Consider the following 14506-nt stretch of genomic DNA (forward strand, 5'->3'; position numbering starts at 1 on the left):
TTGTACATGATCATGGATCTGACTCGTCGCCAACGTCGCCAGGCGTGGCGCCTTCTGCTTGCCAGCCTGGCCGTGCTCGGCATCGGGCTCGTGCCGCTGTTAAGCCAGCAGGCCCTCTATCTGGATGACATGAGTCGTACCCTGGATGGCTACTTCGGATGGGGGCTGAATGCCCGGCCGGCCGCGGAAGGCGTGATGCGCCTGCTGGGCTTCGGGGGAGAGCTTGTCAATGTCGCGCCCTTGCCGCAGCTGGCGGCCTGGGGCATCGCGGCCGGTATGGCGCTGGTCTGGTGGCGCCGGGTGCCGGGGCTCTCGCCGGGCGTCTGCGTGCTGGGCAATGCGCTCATCTGGCTGACACCCTTCACGCTGCAGAACTTCAGTTATGCCTACGACAGCCTGCCGATGAGTCTCGGGCTTGCCAGCGCGATGCTGGCCAGCCTGATCCTGCGCCCGGGTGTCCACGGGCCGGGGCAACGTTCGCAGCGCCGCTGGCAACCTTCATTGATGGCGCTGGGATTGCTGCTGCTGGCCCTGTGCTGCTACCAGCCGGCGCTGAACGCCTTTCTGGTACTGAGCCTGCTGGACGCCCTGATGGGGTCGCGCCCGCGCGGGGTCGAAAGGAGAGAGGCTGAAGAGAGAAATACCGAAGAGAGGAAGTTCGAAGAGGGAAAGACCGAACAGAGTGAATCGGTATGGCGCGCCTGGCTTGCGCTGCTGCAGCGCGGCGGACTGGTGCTGGCTGCCTTGCTGCTCTACCTGCCGCTGTCACGACTGCTGGTGGCGGGCGACTACAGCCAGCAGCACGGCGAGATGCTGTCGCTGGGCGATCTCCCGGCGCTGCTGGCCGCCTTGGAGCAGCATCTCGCCCAGGCACTTGCCGCCCTGCGTGGCGGACTGGATCTCGTCAGCGGGGCACTGAGTGGCAGCCTGCTGGTGGTAGCGCTGGGGGCGGCGCTGATGACAGCAGGCCGGCGGCATGGCGCTCGCCAGGTATCCTCGCGCAAGCTGACGCTGGAGCGTCTGAGTCGTCTGCTGTGGGCGCTGCTGCTGATGCCTGCACTGTGGGGGCCGATGCTGATGCTGGCGGAGCCGGTCTTTCACTCGCGCACCCTGGTGGGCTGGGGGGCACTGCTGGGCGGTGCCCTGATGCTGAGCCTGGCGGGCCGGCAGGCGAGAGCCTCCGAGCGTTTCACGCTGCGGCGCTGTCTGCTGGCGGTGGCGGCACTGCTGTTGCTGCGTCACTGGTTGATCTTCGCGGCCTGGAGCAATGCGCTGGCCGCCCAGCAGGCCCATGAGACCCAGCTGGCGCGTGAGATCGTCACCCAGGCACGTGAGCTGGGACTGCCGATCACTTCACCACGTGACCGCGACACCTATCGGCCCGATGACGAGCTGGCGGTGCAGGTGCTGGGGAAGGCGCCGCTGGCACCGCTGGCGCGGGTCGCTGAGCGTCAGGTGCCCGCCGTGCGCCAGAACCTGATCGCCGCCTTCACGCCTGACAACTATTGGGCTGTGGTGAGATTGCGCATGGCCGGTGCCAGTGCGGCGACCCTGCTGCGCGATGATGAGCGCAAGGCCAGTATCAAGGAGCCGCCTGTCTGTGACGAGCGCGCGTCAGTGGATGCCCCGGGAGATGAGGGGGGATCGCCGAGAATCTTCACCCAGACCTTGCAGGAGGGTGTCTGGGTGATCGACTTTCGCACCGCCGAGAACTGTCGCTGAGCAGACGTGAGACCCTGACGTTCGTCCAGACGCTTATCCAGACACGACAACGCCGCCCCTCGGGGCGGCGTTGTCGTGTCTCACGGCAGATCATGCTGCCGAGTTCGATCAGGCGTGGTTCTCGACCTGTTCGAATTCGTCGGTGATCTCATCGCTCGGCGCTGCGGTCATGATGCTGACCACGTAGATGGCGATGTAGGCGAAGATGACGCCCGGCACGATCTCGTAGAGGTCGAAGATGCCACCGGACAGCTGCTTCCAGACCACCACGGTCACGCCACCAACGATGATGCCGGCCAGGGCGCCGAAGCGGTTCATGCGACGCCAGTACAGCGACATGATCAGCGCCGGACCGAAGGCCGCGCCGAAGCCGGCCCAGGCGTAGGACACCAGGCCCAGTACGCTGGAGTTCGGGTCCAGTGCCAGCACCCACGCGATGATGGCGATGCCGATCACGGCGAAGCGACCGACCCACACCAGCTCGGACTGGGTCGCGTCCTTCTTGAACAGCGCCTTGTAGAAGTCATCGGCCAGCGCAGAGGATGACACCAGCAGCTGGGAGTCGGCAGTGGACATCACGGCAGCCAGGATGGCGGCCAGCAGCACGCCGGCGACCGCCGGGTGGAAGATGAAGTTCACCATGACCATGAAGATCTTCTCGCTGTCGGCCAGATCCTTCGGCACGTAGACGAGACCCAGCAGGCCGATGCAGATGGCGGCGAACAGCCCCAGGGCTGACCAGATGACGGCGATGGTGCGTGCGGTGCCGACATCCTTCTCGCTGCGGATGGCCGCGAAGCGCGCCAGGATGTGCGGCTGACCGAAGTAGCCCAGACCCCAGGCCAGTGACGAGATGATGCCGACCAGTGTCAGGGCTTCACCGGTGGAGGCGTCACGGAACCATTCCAGCAGCAGCGGGTTCTCGGCGGTGATGCGCGAGCTCGCTTCTGCCACGCCACCCATGTCGGTGAGCGCGACGATGGGCACCACGATCAGCGCGGCGGCCATCATCAGGCCCTGGATGAGGTCGGTCCACGACACGGCGAGGAAGCCGCCGAAGAAGGTGTAGGACACGATGGCGATGGTGCCGACGGTCACGGCGATGGTGTAGTCGAGGCCGAAGACGGTCTCGAACAGCTTGCCGCCCGCCACCAGACCGGAGCTGGTGTAGAAGAGGAAGAACAGCAGGATGAAGACGGCCGAGATGACACGCAGCATCTTGGAGTTGTCACGGAAGCGCTTCTCGAAGTAATCCGGCAGCGTCAGGGAGTCGCTGGCGACGAAGCTGTAGATACGCAGGCGCTTGGCGACGATCAGCCAGTTGAGCCAGGTACCGGCCAGCAGGCCGATGCCGATCCAGGCAGCGGACAGACCACTGAGGTAGGCCGCACCCGGCAGGCCCAGCAGCAGCCAGCCGGACATGTCAGAGGCGCCGGCGGAAATCGCAGAGGTCCAGGGGCCCAGTGAGCGGCCGCCCAGGATGTAGTCCGACATGTTGGAGGTGCGCTTGTAGGCCAGCAGGCCGATGCCAAGCATCACCGCCAGATAGACGGCAAACGTGATGAGAATTGTGGGGCTATTTTCGACCATCGTGGAGTAAATCCTTTGCATTTATTGTTGTCGGACGTCGAGCGTTCCGATAATCCCGGAGGAGATGGCACCGCCTGGTGCATCACCGCCATGGCCCTGAGCACCTACCGAATGTCACCGTCCTGCAAGGGCTGGTGCCATTCTGTATATGTTCAGACTAGCGCATAAACGAATCATCTGAAGCCTCTCCGTCCCCGCATGTCGCCGTCGAATCAAGCAGGAGAACGGCAACGGACACCGCAGGGCACCTGGCGGGCAGGCCAGTCAATCGGCCTGCCTGCAAGTGGCATCCCTGTCGGTGTCCGAAGCACACCCCCCCGTGCTGCAGAGAGGGTGTGCCAGGCATCGTCCTGATGCCCGTTGCCTGACTACTTCATGCACGTCCGGCATGCAGTCCTCTGTCAGGCGGGACCGATGCTACTCGTCGTGCAGGCCCGTCATGCCGAGCCCGTCACCGGCGATAGCGCCGATCATTCGTCGCCCATGGCCAGAAGAGACGCGTTGCCGCCGAGTGCCGTGGTGTTGATGGTACGGGTCTTCTCGGTGGCGAAACGGTGCAGGTAGTGGGGGCCGCCGGCTTTCGGACCGGTACCGGAGAAGCCCTGACCACCAAACGGCTGTACACCCACCACTGCGCCGATGATATTCCTGTTGACGTAGACATTACCAACACGAATTTTCTGTGCAACTGCATTAGCAAAACTTTCGTTTCGGGAATGCACACCGAAGGTCAGGCCATAGCCCAGGCCATTGATGGTATCGATGACCTTGTCGATATCGCCGCCTTTCCAGGTGGCGATGTGCAGGATCGGCCCGAACTGCTCGCTTTCCAGGCTGTCGATGCCGTCGATGCGCAGCGCGATCGGCGCGACGAAGGTGCCTTCGGCGGTGTGCGCCGGGTCCATGCGGGCTTCCGCCACCACGCGGCCCTGGGCACGATATTCCTCGATGTGCTTGAGCAGACCGGCGCGTGCCTCTTCATCGATGACCGGGCCGACATCAGTGCCCAGATCGCGCGGATCGCCGATCTTCAGCTCATCCATCGCGCCCTTGAGCAGGCCGATGACGCGCTCGGCGACATCTTCCTGGACGTAGAGCACACGCAGGGCGGAACAGCGCTGCCCGGCGCTCTGGAAGGCGGACTGCACCACGTCATTGACGACCTGCTCCGGCAGGGCGGTGGAGTCGACGATCATGGCGTTGAGGCCACCGGTCTCGGCGATCAGGCTCGGCAGCGGGGCATTCTCACGTGCCGCCAGAGAGCGGTTGATGATCTGAGCCGTCTGGGTGGAGCCGGTGAAGCAGACACCGGTGATGCGCGGGTCGCTGGAGAGCACGCTGCCCACGGTCGGGCCATCGCCCGGCAGCAGCTGCACGACATCCCGCGGCATGCCGGCTTCACGCAGCAGCTCGACGACACGGTGCGCGACCAGCGAGGTCTGCTCGGCCGGTTTGGCGACCACGGTGTTGCCGGTGACGGCCGCGGCGACCATCTGACCGCAGAAGATCGCGACCGGGAAGTTCCACGGGCTGATGCAGGCGAACACGCCCTTGCCGCCCAGCACGATCTCGTTGTGCTCACCGGTCGGGCCACGCAGGACGGTGGGGGCACCGAAGTCGGCACGCGCGCGGTTGGCGTAGTAGCGGCAGAAGTCGACGGCTTCGCGAATCTCGGCGATGCCATCGGTCAGAAGCTTGCCGCCCTCGCGGGAGCACAGGGTCATCAGCTCCGCGGTATGGGCTTCCATCAGATCGCCAAAGCGCTCGAGGATGGCAGCACGCTCCTCGACCGGGGTCATCTCCCAGCGCGGGAAGGCGGCCCAGGCGGCGTCGATGGCGCGGGAGGCTTCATCGGCGCTGGTCCACTGCACGTGGCCCACGGTGACGCGGCGATCGAACGGGCAGGTCACGACCTGACGGCGTTCGGCATTGGCATCGACATCGAAGGCCAGCTGCGGACGTACGTCGTAGGTGCTGTCCATGAACCTGGCCATCTCGTCCATCAGCGGCTGGTACTGGCTGTTGATGTTCAGATTGATGCCGCGTGAGTTGCGACGGCCCTCGCCATAGATATGCGGCGGCAGGGCGATACGCGGATTGTGGTAGCTCTTGAACTGGGACAGCGTGGTGACCGGGTGAACGCACAGGCTCTCGACCGGCACGCGCGGGTCGACCAGCTGGTGGACGAACGAGGAGTTGGCACCGTTCTCCAGCAGGCGACGCACCAGGTAGGGGAGCAGGTCCTTGTGGGCACCGACCGGCGCATAGATACGGCACCAGGTCCCTTCGGGAGCGCGCTTGAGGGCGGCGTCGTACAGCGCCTCGCCCATGCCGTGCAGACGCTGGAATTCGAACTGGCGCGTCTCGCCTGAGTTGGCCACGTCCAGAATGGTGCTGATGGTGTGAGCGTTGTGGGTCGCGAACTGCGGATAGATGCGGCCACGGGTGTTCTCGGACAGCAGGAAGCGCACGCAGGCCAGATAGCTGACATCGGTGGAGGCCTTGCGGGTGAAGACCGGATAACCGTCGACCCCCAGCTCCTGGGATTCCTTGATTTCGCTGTCCCAGTAGGCGCCCTTGACCAGGCGCAGCGGGATCTCGTCACCCTGCAGGTCGGCGATGCGATTCAGATACTGAAGCGTCGGCAGAGCGCGGGTGGAGTAGGCCTGCACCACCAGACCGAACTTGCCCCAGCCGCGGCAGGTGTCGCTCTCGTAGACGGCGCGGAAGACTTCCAGCGACAGCTCGAGGCGATCGACCTCTTCGGCATCGATGGTGATGGCGACTTCCAGTTCGCGCGCGATGCTGACCAGTTCGCGCACGCTGGCGACCAGCTCTTCCAGAATCTGCTCGCGACGGCCGAATTCATAGCGCGGGTGCAGGGCGGACAGCTTGATGGAGACCGACGGTGACGGCGTCGTGGCCTTCAGCTTGCGAGAGGTCTCGCCCACGGTGCGAATGGCGCGCGCGTAGTCATCGAAGTAGCCCTTGGCATCGGCACGCGTGCAGGCGGCTTCGCCGAGCATGTCGTAGGAGTAGGTGTAGCCCTTCTCGAACTGCGGCTGGGAGCGCTTGAGCGCTTCCTTGATGTCACGGCCCAGCACGAACTGCTTGCCCATGATCTTCATGGCCTGATACATGGCGCGACGGATGACCGGCTCGCCCATGCGGTTGACCATGCGATTGATGAAGGTCGCCGGCTTGCCGTCATTCTTGGGCAGATCCATCTTGATGACGTTGCCGGTCATCAGAAGGCCCCAGGTGGAGGCATTGACGAACCAGGACTCGCTCTGGCCGAGGTGGGATTTCCAGTCGGCCACGCCCAGCTTGTCCTCGATCAGCGCATCGGCGGTGTCCTTGTCCGGAATGCGCAGCAGCGCCTCGGCCAGGCACATCAGCAGCACGCCTTCCTGGGTGTCGAGGCTGTATTGCTGCAGCAGCTCGTCGATGGAATCGACGGCGGTGTCCATGGTGCGAATCTCGCGGACAAGCTCCGCGGCCTTGTCACCGACACGCTTGATGTCGGCATCGTTGACGTCCAGCAGCTTGACCAGCTCAGCCACGAAACCATCTTCGTCGACCAGATAGTGGTCGCTGACCCGTGAGAACAGCTTGCTCGGATCGCGTTGCCAGGTATTCGGCGCCAGAATCTCGTCGGCACGCAGCACCGTCTCGCCCAGCGGGCAAGCGGTACGCGGCGTTTCCTTGAGGGAATCGGACGGCTGGGTAGTGGCCGGAACGGCCGGAGTGACGGTGGTCATTGAGCAAACCCCCTGCTGCTGGGTGGCATTACGCCAGATAGGATTGCCGGGCACGATGCGCGAAGGTGATGCGAGGCGCATCCGGGCGGGACATCGGCACGTCTTGTTGGATACCGGTGAATGTAGGGTGGTGCAGGGGGGCGGGTCTTTCCAATTTCTCGGCTGCGCGTGTCAAATCCACGGGCGTGGCATGAAACCTGCCGCCATCTGCGACCTTCGTCGAAAAGCATGACGTCAATTGCTGTGAACTTGTTAGACCAAGGTCGGGGTGTCCTGTGTCAGATCCCTGCCGGTCACGCTCTAAGGACAGCGCCCCTGGCCGGGGCTTGCGTTCAGGGCTTTTGTTCAGCGCTGGCGTTCAGGGCTTGTGATCAGCGCTGGCGCTCAGCGCTTGTGGTCAGAGCTTGCGATCGGGAGACGCTGGGTGGGGGCGTTCAGGACTTGCGCAGTGCGGAAGGCGGGAAACCGAGGTGCTTGCGGAAGGCGTGCGAGAGTGCGCTCTGATTCGCGAAGCCGCAGCGCTCGGCAATCTGCGACAGGGAGAGGTCGCTGCTGTCCAGCAGATGGCGCGCTTCGTCCAGGCGGCGGCGCAGCAGGTACTGATAGGGCGAAAGCCCCGTCAACACGCGAAAGCGCTCACTGAAATGCTGTTCGGACAGGTGGGACTGACGTGCCAGATCCGCCACGCTCAATCGGCGATGCAGGTTGGCATCGATGAAGCGGTTCAGGGCGACCAGATCCAGCTGGCGGCCGGTGCCGTTCAGGGCGCTCATCGGCTCGGCGATACGCGAGTTGAGACAGGCGAGGAAGGTGGCAGCCAGCAGGTCGCCGGGGGCCTGCTGATAATCATTGACCTCGGCGAGCATGAATTCCAGATAGCCGCGCAGCCGGGTATCCAGCGTGAAGAAGCGCGGGCGCTCGAACAGACGCTTCAGGTCACGATGCTGACCGGTCAGATAGGGCGCGTCATCCGGCAGGTCCAGAATCAACTGGCGATTCTCGCCGATGCCCGCGTAATAGTGCACGTGGTCTGCTGGCACGATACAGCCGGTCAGGGGGCGAATCTCGCCGCCCTGGCCTTCGATCTCGAATTCGGCCAGCCCATCCAGCCCTATCACCAGCTGGTGGTAGCTGTGATCATGGTGTTCCCGCAGGTTGGAAAGCGGGATCAGGCGCATCTCGCTGTTGACCATCAGGCGCGGGTCTCCGCCACGCCCGTGCGGGCGCGCAGGTGTCCCAGCAGGACGTTGAGTTCCTCACGGCCCTCGCGGGAGAACAGCGCGCCGCCCTGCGCCAGTTGCCAGGGTCTGGCGTGCTTGTCGAAGATGCCCTGACAGCGGCGGCGCAGGCTTTCCAGATATTCGTCATGACGAATCGGGTAGCCGATCACGCTATGCCACTCGTTCTCGTTGATCTCGCCGCTGACCGCCTGATCCAGCACGCGGGCGATATCACTGAAATCGGTACGAAATCGCGGTGTGCGCGACATCATGAGCAGAGCGACAGTGCCGACGCTGACGATCAGGCAGACCACGAAGGTAATGATGAAGATGGTCATGAGCGAACCTTGTGCGGGCAGAGCCGAGGGAATGATGGGGCATTCTAACACGCCTGTCCGGCGCCATCGTCAGTCCGGCGTGTCGGGTAATGTTCTGTCTGGCAGAACGATATGGCATGATTCTCGCGACATCCGCAGGGTCATGAGTGACCCGTCCATCCAAGGGGAATGCCGAATCATGGCCAATCAACGCGTGGAAGCGGTCGAGCGTGCCTTGACCCTGCTGGAAGCCTTCACCCCCGAGACGCCTCGTCTGACGCTCAACGAGCTGGCCCAGGCCAGCGGTTTCTACAAGAGCACGATTCTGCGTCTGATGGGCTCGCTCGAGCATTTCGGCTACGTGACGCGTGACAGCCATGGAATCTATGCCATCGGCGCGGCGCTTGGGCGCTTCGCCGAGCTGGCACCCGGACTCGATGCCCGCGAGACCCTGCAGCGTGGCTGGCTGGCACGCCTGCATGCGGCCAGTGGTGAGACGGCCAGCCTGCTGCTGGTCGAGCATGGCCCGGCTGCGCAGGCGCGTCCCGTCGAGGGGCTGACCCGCCCCCGGCAGGCGATCTGTCGCTATGTTCGCGTCAGTGAGGCGCCGCTGCGCCATCAGCTGGAGGAGGGGGAATGGATCGAGGAGGCGCTATCCGCCTTGCTGCATCACTGCATCGACAGTGGCGAGATCGAGGTCGGTGAGGCTGCGGGGCTGACGGTGGCAGCCCTGGCCGTGAGCGTCGCCCCGCATCACGATGAGGGCTTGGCCCCGGCGGAAGTCATCATGCTCAGCGGCCCATCGGCTCGCCTGACGCCCGGTCAGGCACGGCAGCTGATGCAGGAGTGGCAGCAGAGCGCCAGGTGAAGAGGAGGGCTGGATGACACGACGCCCCCGCCGGTTACCCGGCGGGGGCGTCGTGTGGTTGGCCGTCTTCCCTTTGCAGGAAGCGCTTGCCTCAGGCGTCGGTGGCGGCCTTGGCGGCCCCCATGCGGCGACGCAGGATGGGGCCGACGATCACCGGCAGCAGCAGGCCGGCGATGGCGATGCACCACAGGGTCACGGCCAAGGGGCTGCCGATCAGGATGGTCCAGTCGCCGTCGGACAGCTGCATGGCGTGACGCAGGTTCTTCTCCATCTCCGGGCCCAGCAGCATGCCCAGGATGACCGGTACCAGCGGGATGTCCAGCTTGCGCAGGAAGTAGCCGGCGACCCCGAAGGCGACCATGAAGTACAGGTCGAAGGCGGAGTGGCTGATGGAGTAGATGCCGACGAAGGCGACCATCGTCACCACCGGCAGCAGGTACTTGGGCGGCACGGACAGCAGCTTGACGAAGATGCCGACCATCGGAATGTTCATCAGCAGCAGGATGACGTTGCCGATCAGCAGTGCCGCGATCACGCCCCACACGATGTCACCGTGCTGGGAGAACATCAGCGGTCCCGGGGTGATGTTGAGCGAGATCAGCATCGCCAGCAGTACCGCAGTGGTACCGGAACCGGGCACGCCCAGTGTCAGCATCGGCACCAGGGCACCGGAGGCCGCCCCGTTGTTGCCGGCTTCCGGTGCGGCGACCCCACGCGGGTCCCCTTCACCGAAGTGACCTTTCTTGCCGATGATCTTCTTTTCCAGGGTGTAGCTGATGAAGCTGCCCAGCGAGGCCCCGGCGCCCGGCAACACGCCGGAAATGAAGCCCAGCACCCCGCCACGGAAGGCGGTCGGCAGGATGGCCACGATGTCCTTGAGCTTCAGGGTCATCTTGTTCATCGCGATCATCGCCTTGCCTTCCCCGGCGTGCTGCTCGATGAAGAACAGCAGTTCCGAGATGGCGAACAGACCGACGATGGCGATGATGAAGTCGATGCCTTCATACAGCTCGAGAATGTCGTAGGTGTAGCGCTGGGTGCCGGTGGAGGCATCGATGCCGACGGTGGCGATCATCAGGCCGATGGCCGCCGCCATCAGGGTCTTGACCGGGTTCTTGCCGGTGATGCCACCCAGGGTGGCGAAGGCCAGCACGAACAGCGCGAAGTACTCCGCCGGGCCGAAGGTCAGCGCGAAGCTGGCCAGCCACGGTGCCATCACGATCAGGCCGATGGTGGCGATCAGGCTGCCGATGAAGGAGGCGATCGCCGAGATGGCCATCGCTTCGGCGGCCTTGCCCTTCTGGGCCATCGGATAGCCATCGAGACAGGTCATCATCGCCGGCTCATCGCCCGGGATGTTGAGCAGGATCGAGGAGATGCGCCCGCCGTACATGGCACCGGCGTAGACCGAGGTCAGCAGGATCAGCGACGTCTCCGGGCTCAGGCCCAGGGTGAAGGCCAGCGGAATCAGGATGGCCACGCCATTGGCCGGGCCCAGACCCGGCAGGGCGCCGATCAAGGTACCGAGGAAGGCACCCAGCACGGCAAACATCAGATTTTCTGGCTGCAGGGCGATGCCGAAGCCCTGCATCAAGAAGCCAAGACTTTCCATTACGCCACCTCCAGAATGCCCAGCGGCAGTGGTAGCTCAAGCACGAAATTGAACAGGGCGAAGACGACGATGCCGCCGACCAGCCCCGTGGCATAGGCCTTGAGCGGCGTGGCCCCCATGCGCCAGCACAGGGTGCCGACCGCAGCGGTGGTCGTGACGATGAAGCCCAGCGGCTCCAGCAGCGCGGTGTAGAGGCACAGGATCACGATCGCCAGCACCATCTCGGCGCCGGTGCGGCTCCACGGCCAGTGCTGGTCAGGGTCAGGCCGCAGGATCAGGTACAGACTGCTCAGGCCCAGCACGATGGACAGCACGGTAGGGAAGGTTTCAGGACCGATGGACTCGGCCCCACCGAAGGGTTCGGGGAACTGCTGGGCACCCCAGCCGTACGCGACGGCCAGGGTGAGCATCAGCAGACCAAAGATGCGGTCATTCATCAGCGAATCAGCCCAATGTCCTTGGAGAGCGTCTGGATGTCCTTGATCTGTGCCTTCACGAAGGCATCAAACTCGGCACCCGATTTGTGGAACGGCATCAGGCCGCTCTTGGTCATCACGTCCTTCCATTCATCGCTGGTGTAGACGTTGTCCAATGTCGTGGTCCAGTACTGCTCGGCGTCATCGCTGATGTCGGCCGGCATGTAGAAGCCACGCCAGTTGGGCGCGACGGCATCGATCCCCTGCTCGCGTGCGGTGGGGACGTCAGCCAGCTTGCCCGGCAGGCGCTCTTCGGAGAGCACGGCCAGTACCTTCAGATCACCGGACTCCATGAAGCCCTGGATCTCGGAGATGTCACCGGTGAAGGCCTGCACGTGGCCGCCGACGACCTGGGTAATCGCCTCACCGCCGTTGTTGTAGGACAGGTAGGAGACCTTGGGCAGGTTCTCGACACCGGCTGCCTGGGCGGCGATCAGTACCTTGAGGTGATCCCAGCCGCCTGCCGCACTGCCGCCGGCGAACTTGACGGATTTCGGGTCTTTCTTCAGCGCCTCCATCACCTCGCTCAAGGTGTTGTAGGGCGAGTCCTTGGAGACGGCGATGGCGCCGTAATCCGCGCCCAGTGCGCCGATCCAGTTGACCTGATCCTGATTCATGCCCGGGAACTGACCCTGAGCCAGACGCGTGGTGGTCGCGGTGGACGCGGCCACCAGCAGCTGCTCATCACCGGCGCGCTTGGAGACGGTATGGGCGAAGGCGACGCCACCACCGGCACCGGCCATGTTGATGGTCTGGACGTTGCCCGGCACGTATTCGAGATCAGACAGCAGCTTGCCGACGCTGCGGCAGGTGAAATCCCAGCCGCCGCCCGGGTCTGCCGGTGCGATGCAGTCGACCTTGCCCTTGGGCTCGAAGGCGAGGGCCTGGGCGGACATGGCGGTGACCACCGCGGCGGTCAGGAGTTTGAGAGACAGATGGCGTGTCATGGCGACCTCTGATGTCGTTGAGCTTGTTATTGGTATGCACTCTTTGCGCTGGCAGGACAGTGGCGGGCTTCGTCTCCCGGTTTCCTGTCAGCAACCTTACAGTTCTGTAAGGCAGAACTTTATTCTGTATGGTGAAATTAGTCCCCTCGGCCCTGCCTCGCAAGATCACCATTCGTCGCACCGACCTTGGTCGAAAGACGCCTCCCTGCACCAGGGCGGTGCATCGAAGGGACTTCGACGTTGTCCTGCGGTCGGTCATGACGGCATGGCATGTCGTGAATGAGACCTCATGCGGCGTTGCAGCAACTGCAGCGCCGGCTGGCGAGGGCTAGCGTGTAGCCGAAGCCCGCCATCGCCTGACGACGAGCGAGGGGCAAGGAACAGGAGGCGTCATGGTCAAGGTACTGGGGGGAGTGTGGGCGTTGTTGCTGGGGATCGTGCTGATCATGCTCGGCAACGGCATGCACTTCACGCTGATCGGCCTGCGTGGCGCCATCGAGGGGTTCTCCTCGGCGGAGCTGGCGATCGTCACCTCGGGCTACTTCGTGGGGTTTCTCTCCGGGGCACGTTATACCCCGGTGCTGATCCAGCGGGTCGGACATGTGCGGGTGTTCGCCGCGCTGGGCAGTTTCATCTCGGCGGCACTGATCGCCTTGCCACTGCTCACCGAGCCCTGGGCCTGGACCCTGCTGCGCATGTTGATCGGCTTCTGCATGTCCGGCATCTATGTGACGGCGGAAAGCTGGCTGAACGCGGCGGCCAGCAACGAGACCCGTGGCAAGGTGCTCTCGGCCTACATGATGGCGCAGACCCTGGGCATCATCGGGGCCCAGGGCCTGCTGACGCTGGGAGATGCCGCGACTTCCGTGCTGTTCATCTGCGCCTCCATTCTCGTGTCGGTCTCCTTCGGCCCCATCCTGTTGTCGGCGGTCGTGGCGCCCGTGGTGGAAGTCTCGCGGGCCATGTCATTCGGTCAGCTGTTCCGGGCCTCGCCGCTGGGGGCCATCGGCATCTTTTTGCTCGGTAGCGTCTACGCCACCCAGTCGGGGATGGGCGCGGTATTCGGCACCCAGATCGGCCTCTCGGGGGCACAGATCGCGCTGTTCATCGCCACGCTGTTCGCCGGCGCGCTGGTTCTGCAGACCCCCATCGGCTGGTTGTCGGACCGCATGGATCGCCGAGTGCTGATCGGAATTCTGGCCGCCGCCGGTGCAGCGTCCTGCGCGCTGGGCTGGATGGCGGGAGATGCCCTGTGGCCGTTGATCGCCGCCGCGTTCCTCGCCGGTGGGGTGGCCACGCCGCTGTATGCCCTGCTGCTGGCCTTCACCAATGACTCGCTGTCTGCCGAGGAGATGCCGGGCGCCTCGGGCGGGCTGGTCTTTTCCTTCGGACTCGGTGCCATCCTCGGGCCGCTGGCGGCAGGGGGCGCGATGGAGATGCTCGACCCCCATGCCTTCTGGCTGGTGCTGGCCGTCACCTTCGTGGCCATCTCGCTATATGCGCTCTATCAGGTCACCCAGAAGGCGAGGGTGCCGCTGGAGGACACCGACAGCTATCTGAATATCCTGCCGACGGCGTCACCGATGGCGATGGAAGTGGCGGTGGAGTGGGCGCATGAACATGCCGAGGACGAGCAGGAAGCGCTGGCGGCAGCTGAAGCGGCCGCACAGGAAGAGGCCTTCGAACATGAACTGGAGGAAACTTTCGAGGAGGCGCTGGAAGAGGCTCTCGATGAGGCCTTTGCGGCCAATGAGACGCCAGTGGACGTTCAGGGCGCTGCTGATCAGAGCGCCATTGATCAGAGCGGTATTGATCAAAGCACTATTGATCAGAGCATTATTGATCAGAGAGACGGCAGAAAAACCCCCGCCGCAGTGAAGTCAGATAGGACAGACTCCGCCGCGGCGGGGGGATCAGACGAGCCGGCGTGGCAGACATCTACGTCTCACGATGCGCTCAAGGCCCAGTGGCCGCCGTCCACGCCTTGAGATCC

General features: G+C 64.3%; 10 protein-coding genes. 3 read left to right on the plus strand and 7 right to left on the minus strand.

Features of this window, described 5'->3' with window-relative positions:
- Positions 1-6: 6 nt before the first annotated feature.
- Positions 7-1722 carry a glucosyltransferase domain-containing protein gene (locus HXS65_RS02635; protein WP_255304422.1) on the plus strand — a complete coding sequence of 572 codons (1716 nt, stop codon included), beginning with the start codon at positions 7-9 and terminating at the stop codon, positions 1720-1722.
- Positions 1723-1830: 108 nt separating this feature from the next.
- Here HXS65_RS02635 and putP read toward each other — a convergent pair whose 3' ends face one another.
- The 4 genes from putP to HXS65_RS02655 form a co-directional block, all read right to left on the minus strand.
- Positions 1831-3312: a sodium/proline symporter PutP gene (gene putP, locus HXS65_RS02640; protein WP_077372611.1), complete on the minus strand. Its 1482-nt coding sequence runs from the start codon at positions 3310-3312 to the stop codon at positions 1831-1833.
- A 470-nt stretch (positions 3313-3782) separates the two neighbouring features.
- A complete protein-coding gene (gene putA, locus HXS65_RS02645; RefSeq protein WP_176493022.1) occupies positions 3783-7073 on the minus strand; it encodes a bifunctional proline dehydrogenase/L-glutamate gamma-semialdehyde dehydrogenase PutA in 3291 nt (1096 codons plus the stop codon).
- A 434-nt stretch (positions 7074-7507) separates the two neighbouring features.
- Positions 7508-8266 (minus strand): AraC family transcriptional regulator, encoded by a 759-nt coding sequence (locus HXS65_RS02650; protein WP_077372614.1) that lies wholly within the window; start codon positions 8264-8266, stop codon positions 7508-7510.
- Positions 8266-8631 carry a hypothetical protein gene (locus tag HXS65_RS02655; RefSeq protein WP_077372617.1) on the minus strand — a complete coding sequence of 122 codons (366 nt, stop codon included), beginning with the start codon at positions 8629-8631 and terminating at the stop codon, positions 8266-8268. Before HXS65_RS02655 ends, HXS65_RS02650 begins: the two co-directional genes overlap by 1 nt.
- 178 nt (positions 8632-8809) lie before the next feature.
- On the opposite strand from HXS65_RS02655, the gene HXS65_RS02660 reads away from it, so the two are divergent.
- Positions 8810-9478 carry a helix-turn-helix domain-containing protein gene (locus HXS65_RS02660; RefSeq protein ID WP_176493023.1) on the plus strand — a complete coding sequence of 223 codons (669 nt, stop codon included), beginning with the start codon at positions 8810-8812 and terminating at the stop codon, positions 9476-9478.
- Positions 9479-9569: 91 nt separating this feature from the next.
- Here HXS65_RS02660 and HXS65_RS02665 read toward each other — a convergent pair whose 3' ends face one another.
- Genes HXS65_RS02665 through HXS65_RS02675 form a run of 3 tightly spaced genes read right to left on the minus strand, consistent with a single transcriptional unit; the run spans position 9570 to position 12513 of the window.
- Positions 9570-11090 carry a tripartite tricarboxylate transporter permease gene (locus tag HXS65_RS02665; protein WP_077372623.1) on the minus strand — a complete coding sequence of 507 codons (1521 nt, stop codon included), beginning with the start codon at positions 11088-11090 and terminating at the stop codon, positions 9570-9572.
- Complete coding sequence (locus HXS65_RS02670) at positions 11090-11527, minus strand: tripartite tricarboxylate transporter TctB family protein (protein ID WP_077372626.1); 438 nt, start codon at positions 11525-11527, stop codon at positions 11090-11092. Before HXS65_RS02670 ends, HXS65_RS02665 begins: the two co-directional genes overlap by 1 nt.
- The gene (locus tag HXS65_RS02675; protein ID WP_084209024.1) at positions 11527-12513 is read right to left on the minus strand and encodes a tripartite tricarboxylate transporter substrate binding protein; all 987 of its coding nucleotides are present in this window, start codon (positions 12511-12513) and stop codon (positions 11527-11529) included. Before HXS65_RS02675 ends, HXS65_RS02670 begins: the two co-directional genes overlap by 1 nt.
- A 392-nt stretch (positions 12514-12905) precedes the next feature.
- Between HXS65_RS02675 and HXS65_RS02680 the strand changes: the two genes are divergently transcribed.
- Positions 12906-14501 carry an MFS transporter gene (locus tag HXS65_RS02680; protein WP_176493024.1) on the plus strand — a complete coding sequence of 532 codons (1596 nt, stop codon included), beginning with the start codon at positions 12906-12908 and terminating at the stop codon, positions 14499-14501.
- Positions 14502-14506 lie beyond the last annotated feature (5 nt).

This window comes from Cobetia sp. 5-25-4-2 (genome assembly GCF_013374075.1).
Lineage (GTDB): Bacteria > Pseudomonadota > Gammaproteobacteria > Pseudomonadales > Halomonadaceae > Cobetia > Cobetia marina.

Coding starts and splice junctions, on each gene's coding strand:
- HXS65_RS02675 (WP_084209024.1), bottom strand. CDS start 12,513: ATGACACGCCATCTGTCTCTCAAACTCCTGACCGCCGCGGTGGTCACC.
- HXS65_RS02660 (WP_176493023.1), top strand. CDS start 8,810: ATGGCCAATCAACGCGTGGAAGCGGTCGAGCGTGCCTTGACCCTGCTG.
- putA (WP_176493022.1), bottom strand. CDS start 7,073: ATGACCACCGTCACTCCGGCCGTTCCGGCCACTACCCAGCCGTCCGAT.
- HXS65_RS02650 (WP_077372614.1), bottom strand. CDS start 8,266: ATGGTCAACAGCGAGATGCGCCTGATCCCGCTTTCCAACCTGCGGGAA.
- HXS65_RS02680 (WP_176493024.1), top strand. CDS start 12,906: ATGGTCAAGGTACTGGGGGGAGTGTGGGCGTTGTTGCTGGGGATCGTG.
- putP (WP_077372611.1), bottom strand. CDS start 3,312: ATGGTCGAAAATAGCCCCACAATTCTCATCACGTTTGCCGTCTATCTG.
- HXS65_RS02655 (WP_077372617.1), bottom strand. CDS start 8,631: ATGACCATCTTCATCATTACCTTCGTGGTCTGCCTGATCGTCAGCGTC.
- HXS65_RS02635 (WP_255304422.1), top strand. CDS start 7: ATGATCATGGATCTGACTCGTCGCCAACGTCGCCAGGCGTGGCGCCTT.
- HXS65_RS02665 (WP_077372623.1), bottom strand. CDS start 11,090: ATGGAAAGTCTTGGCTTCTTGATGCAGGGCTTCGGCATCGCCCTGCAG.
- HXS65_RS02670 (WP_077372626.1), bottom strand. CDS start 11,527: ATGAATGACCGCATCTTTGGTCTGCTGATGCTCACCCTGGCCGTCGCG.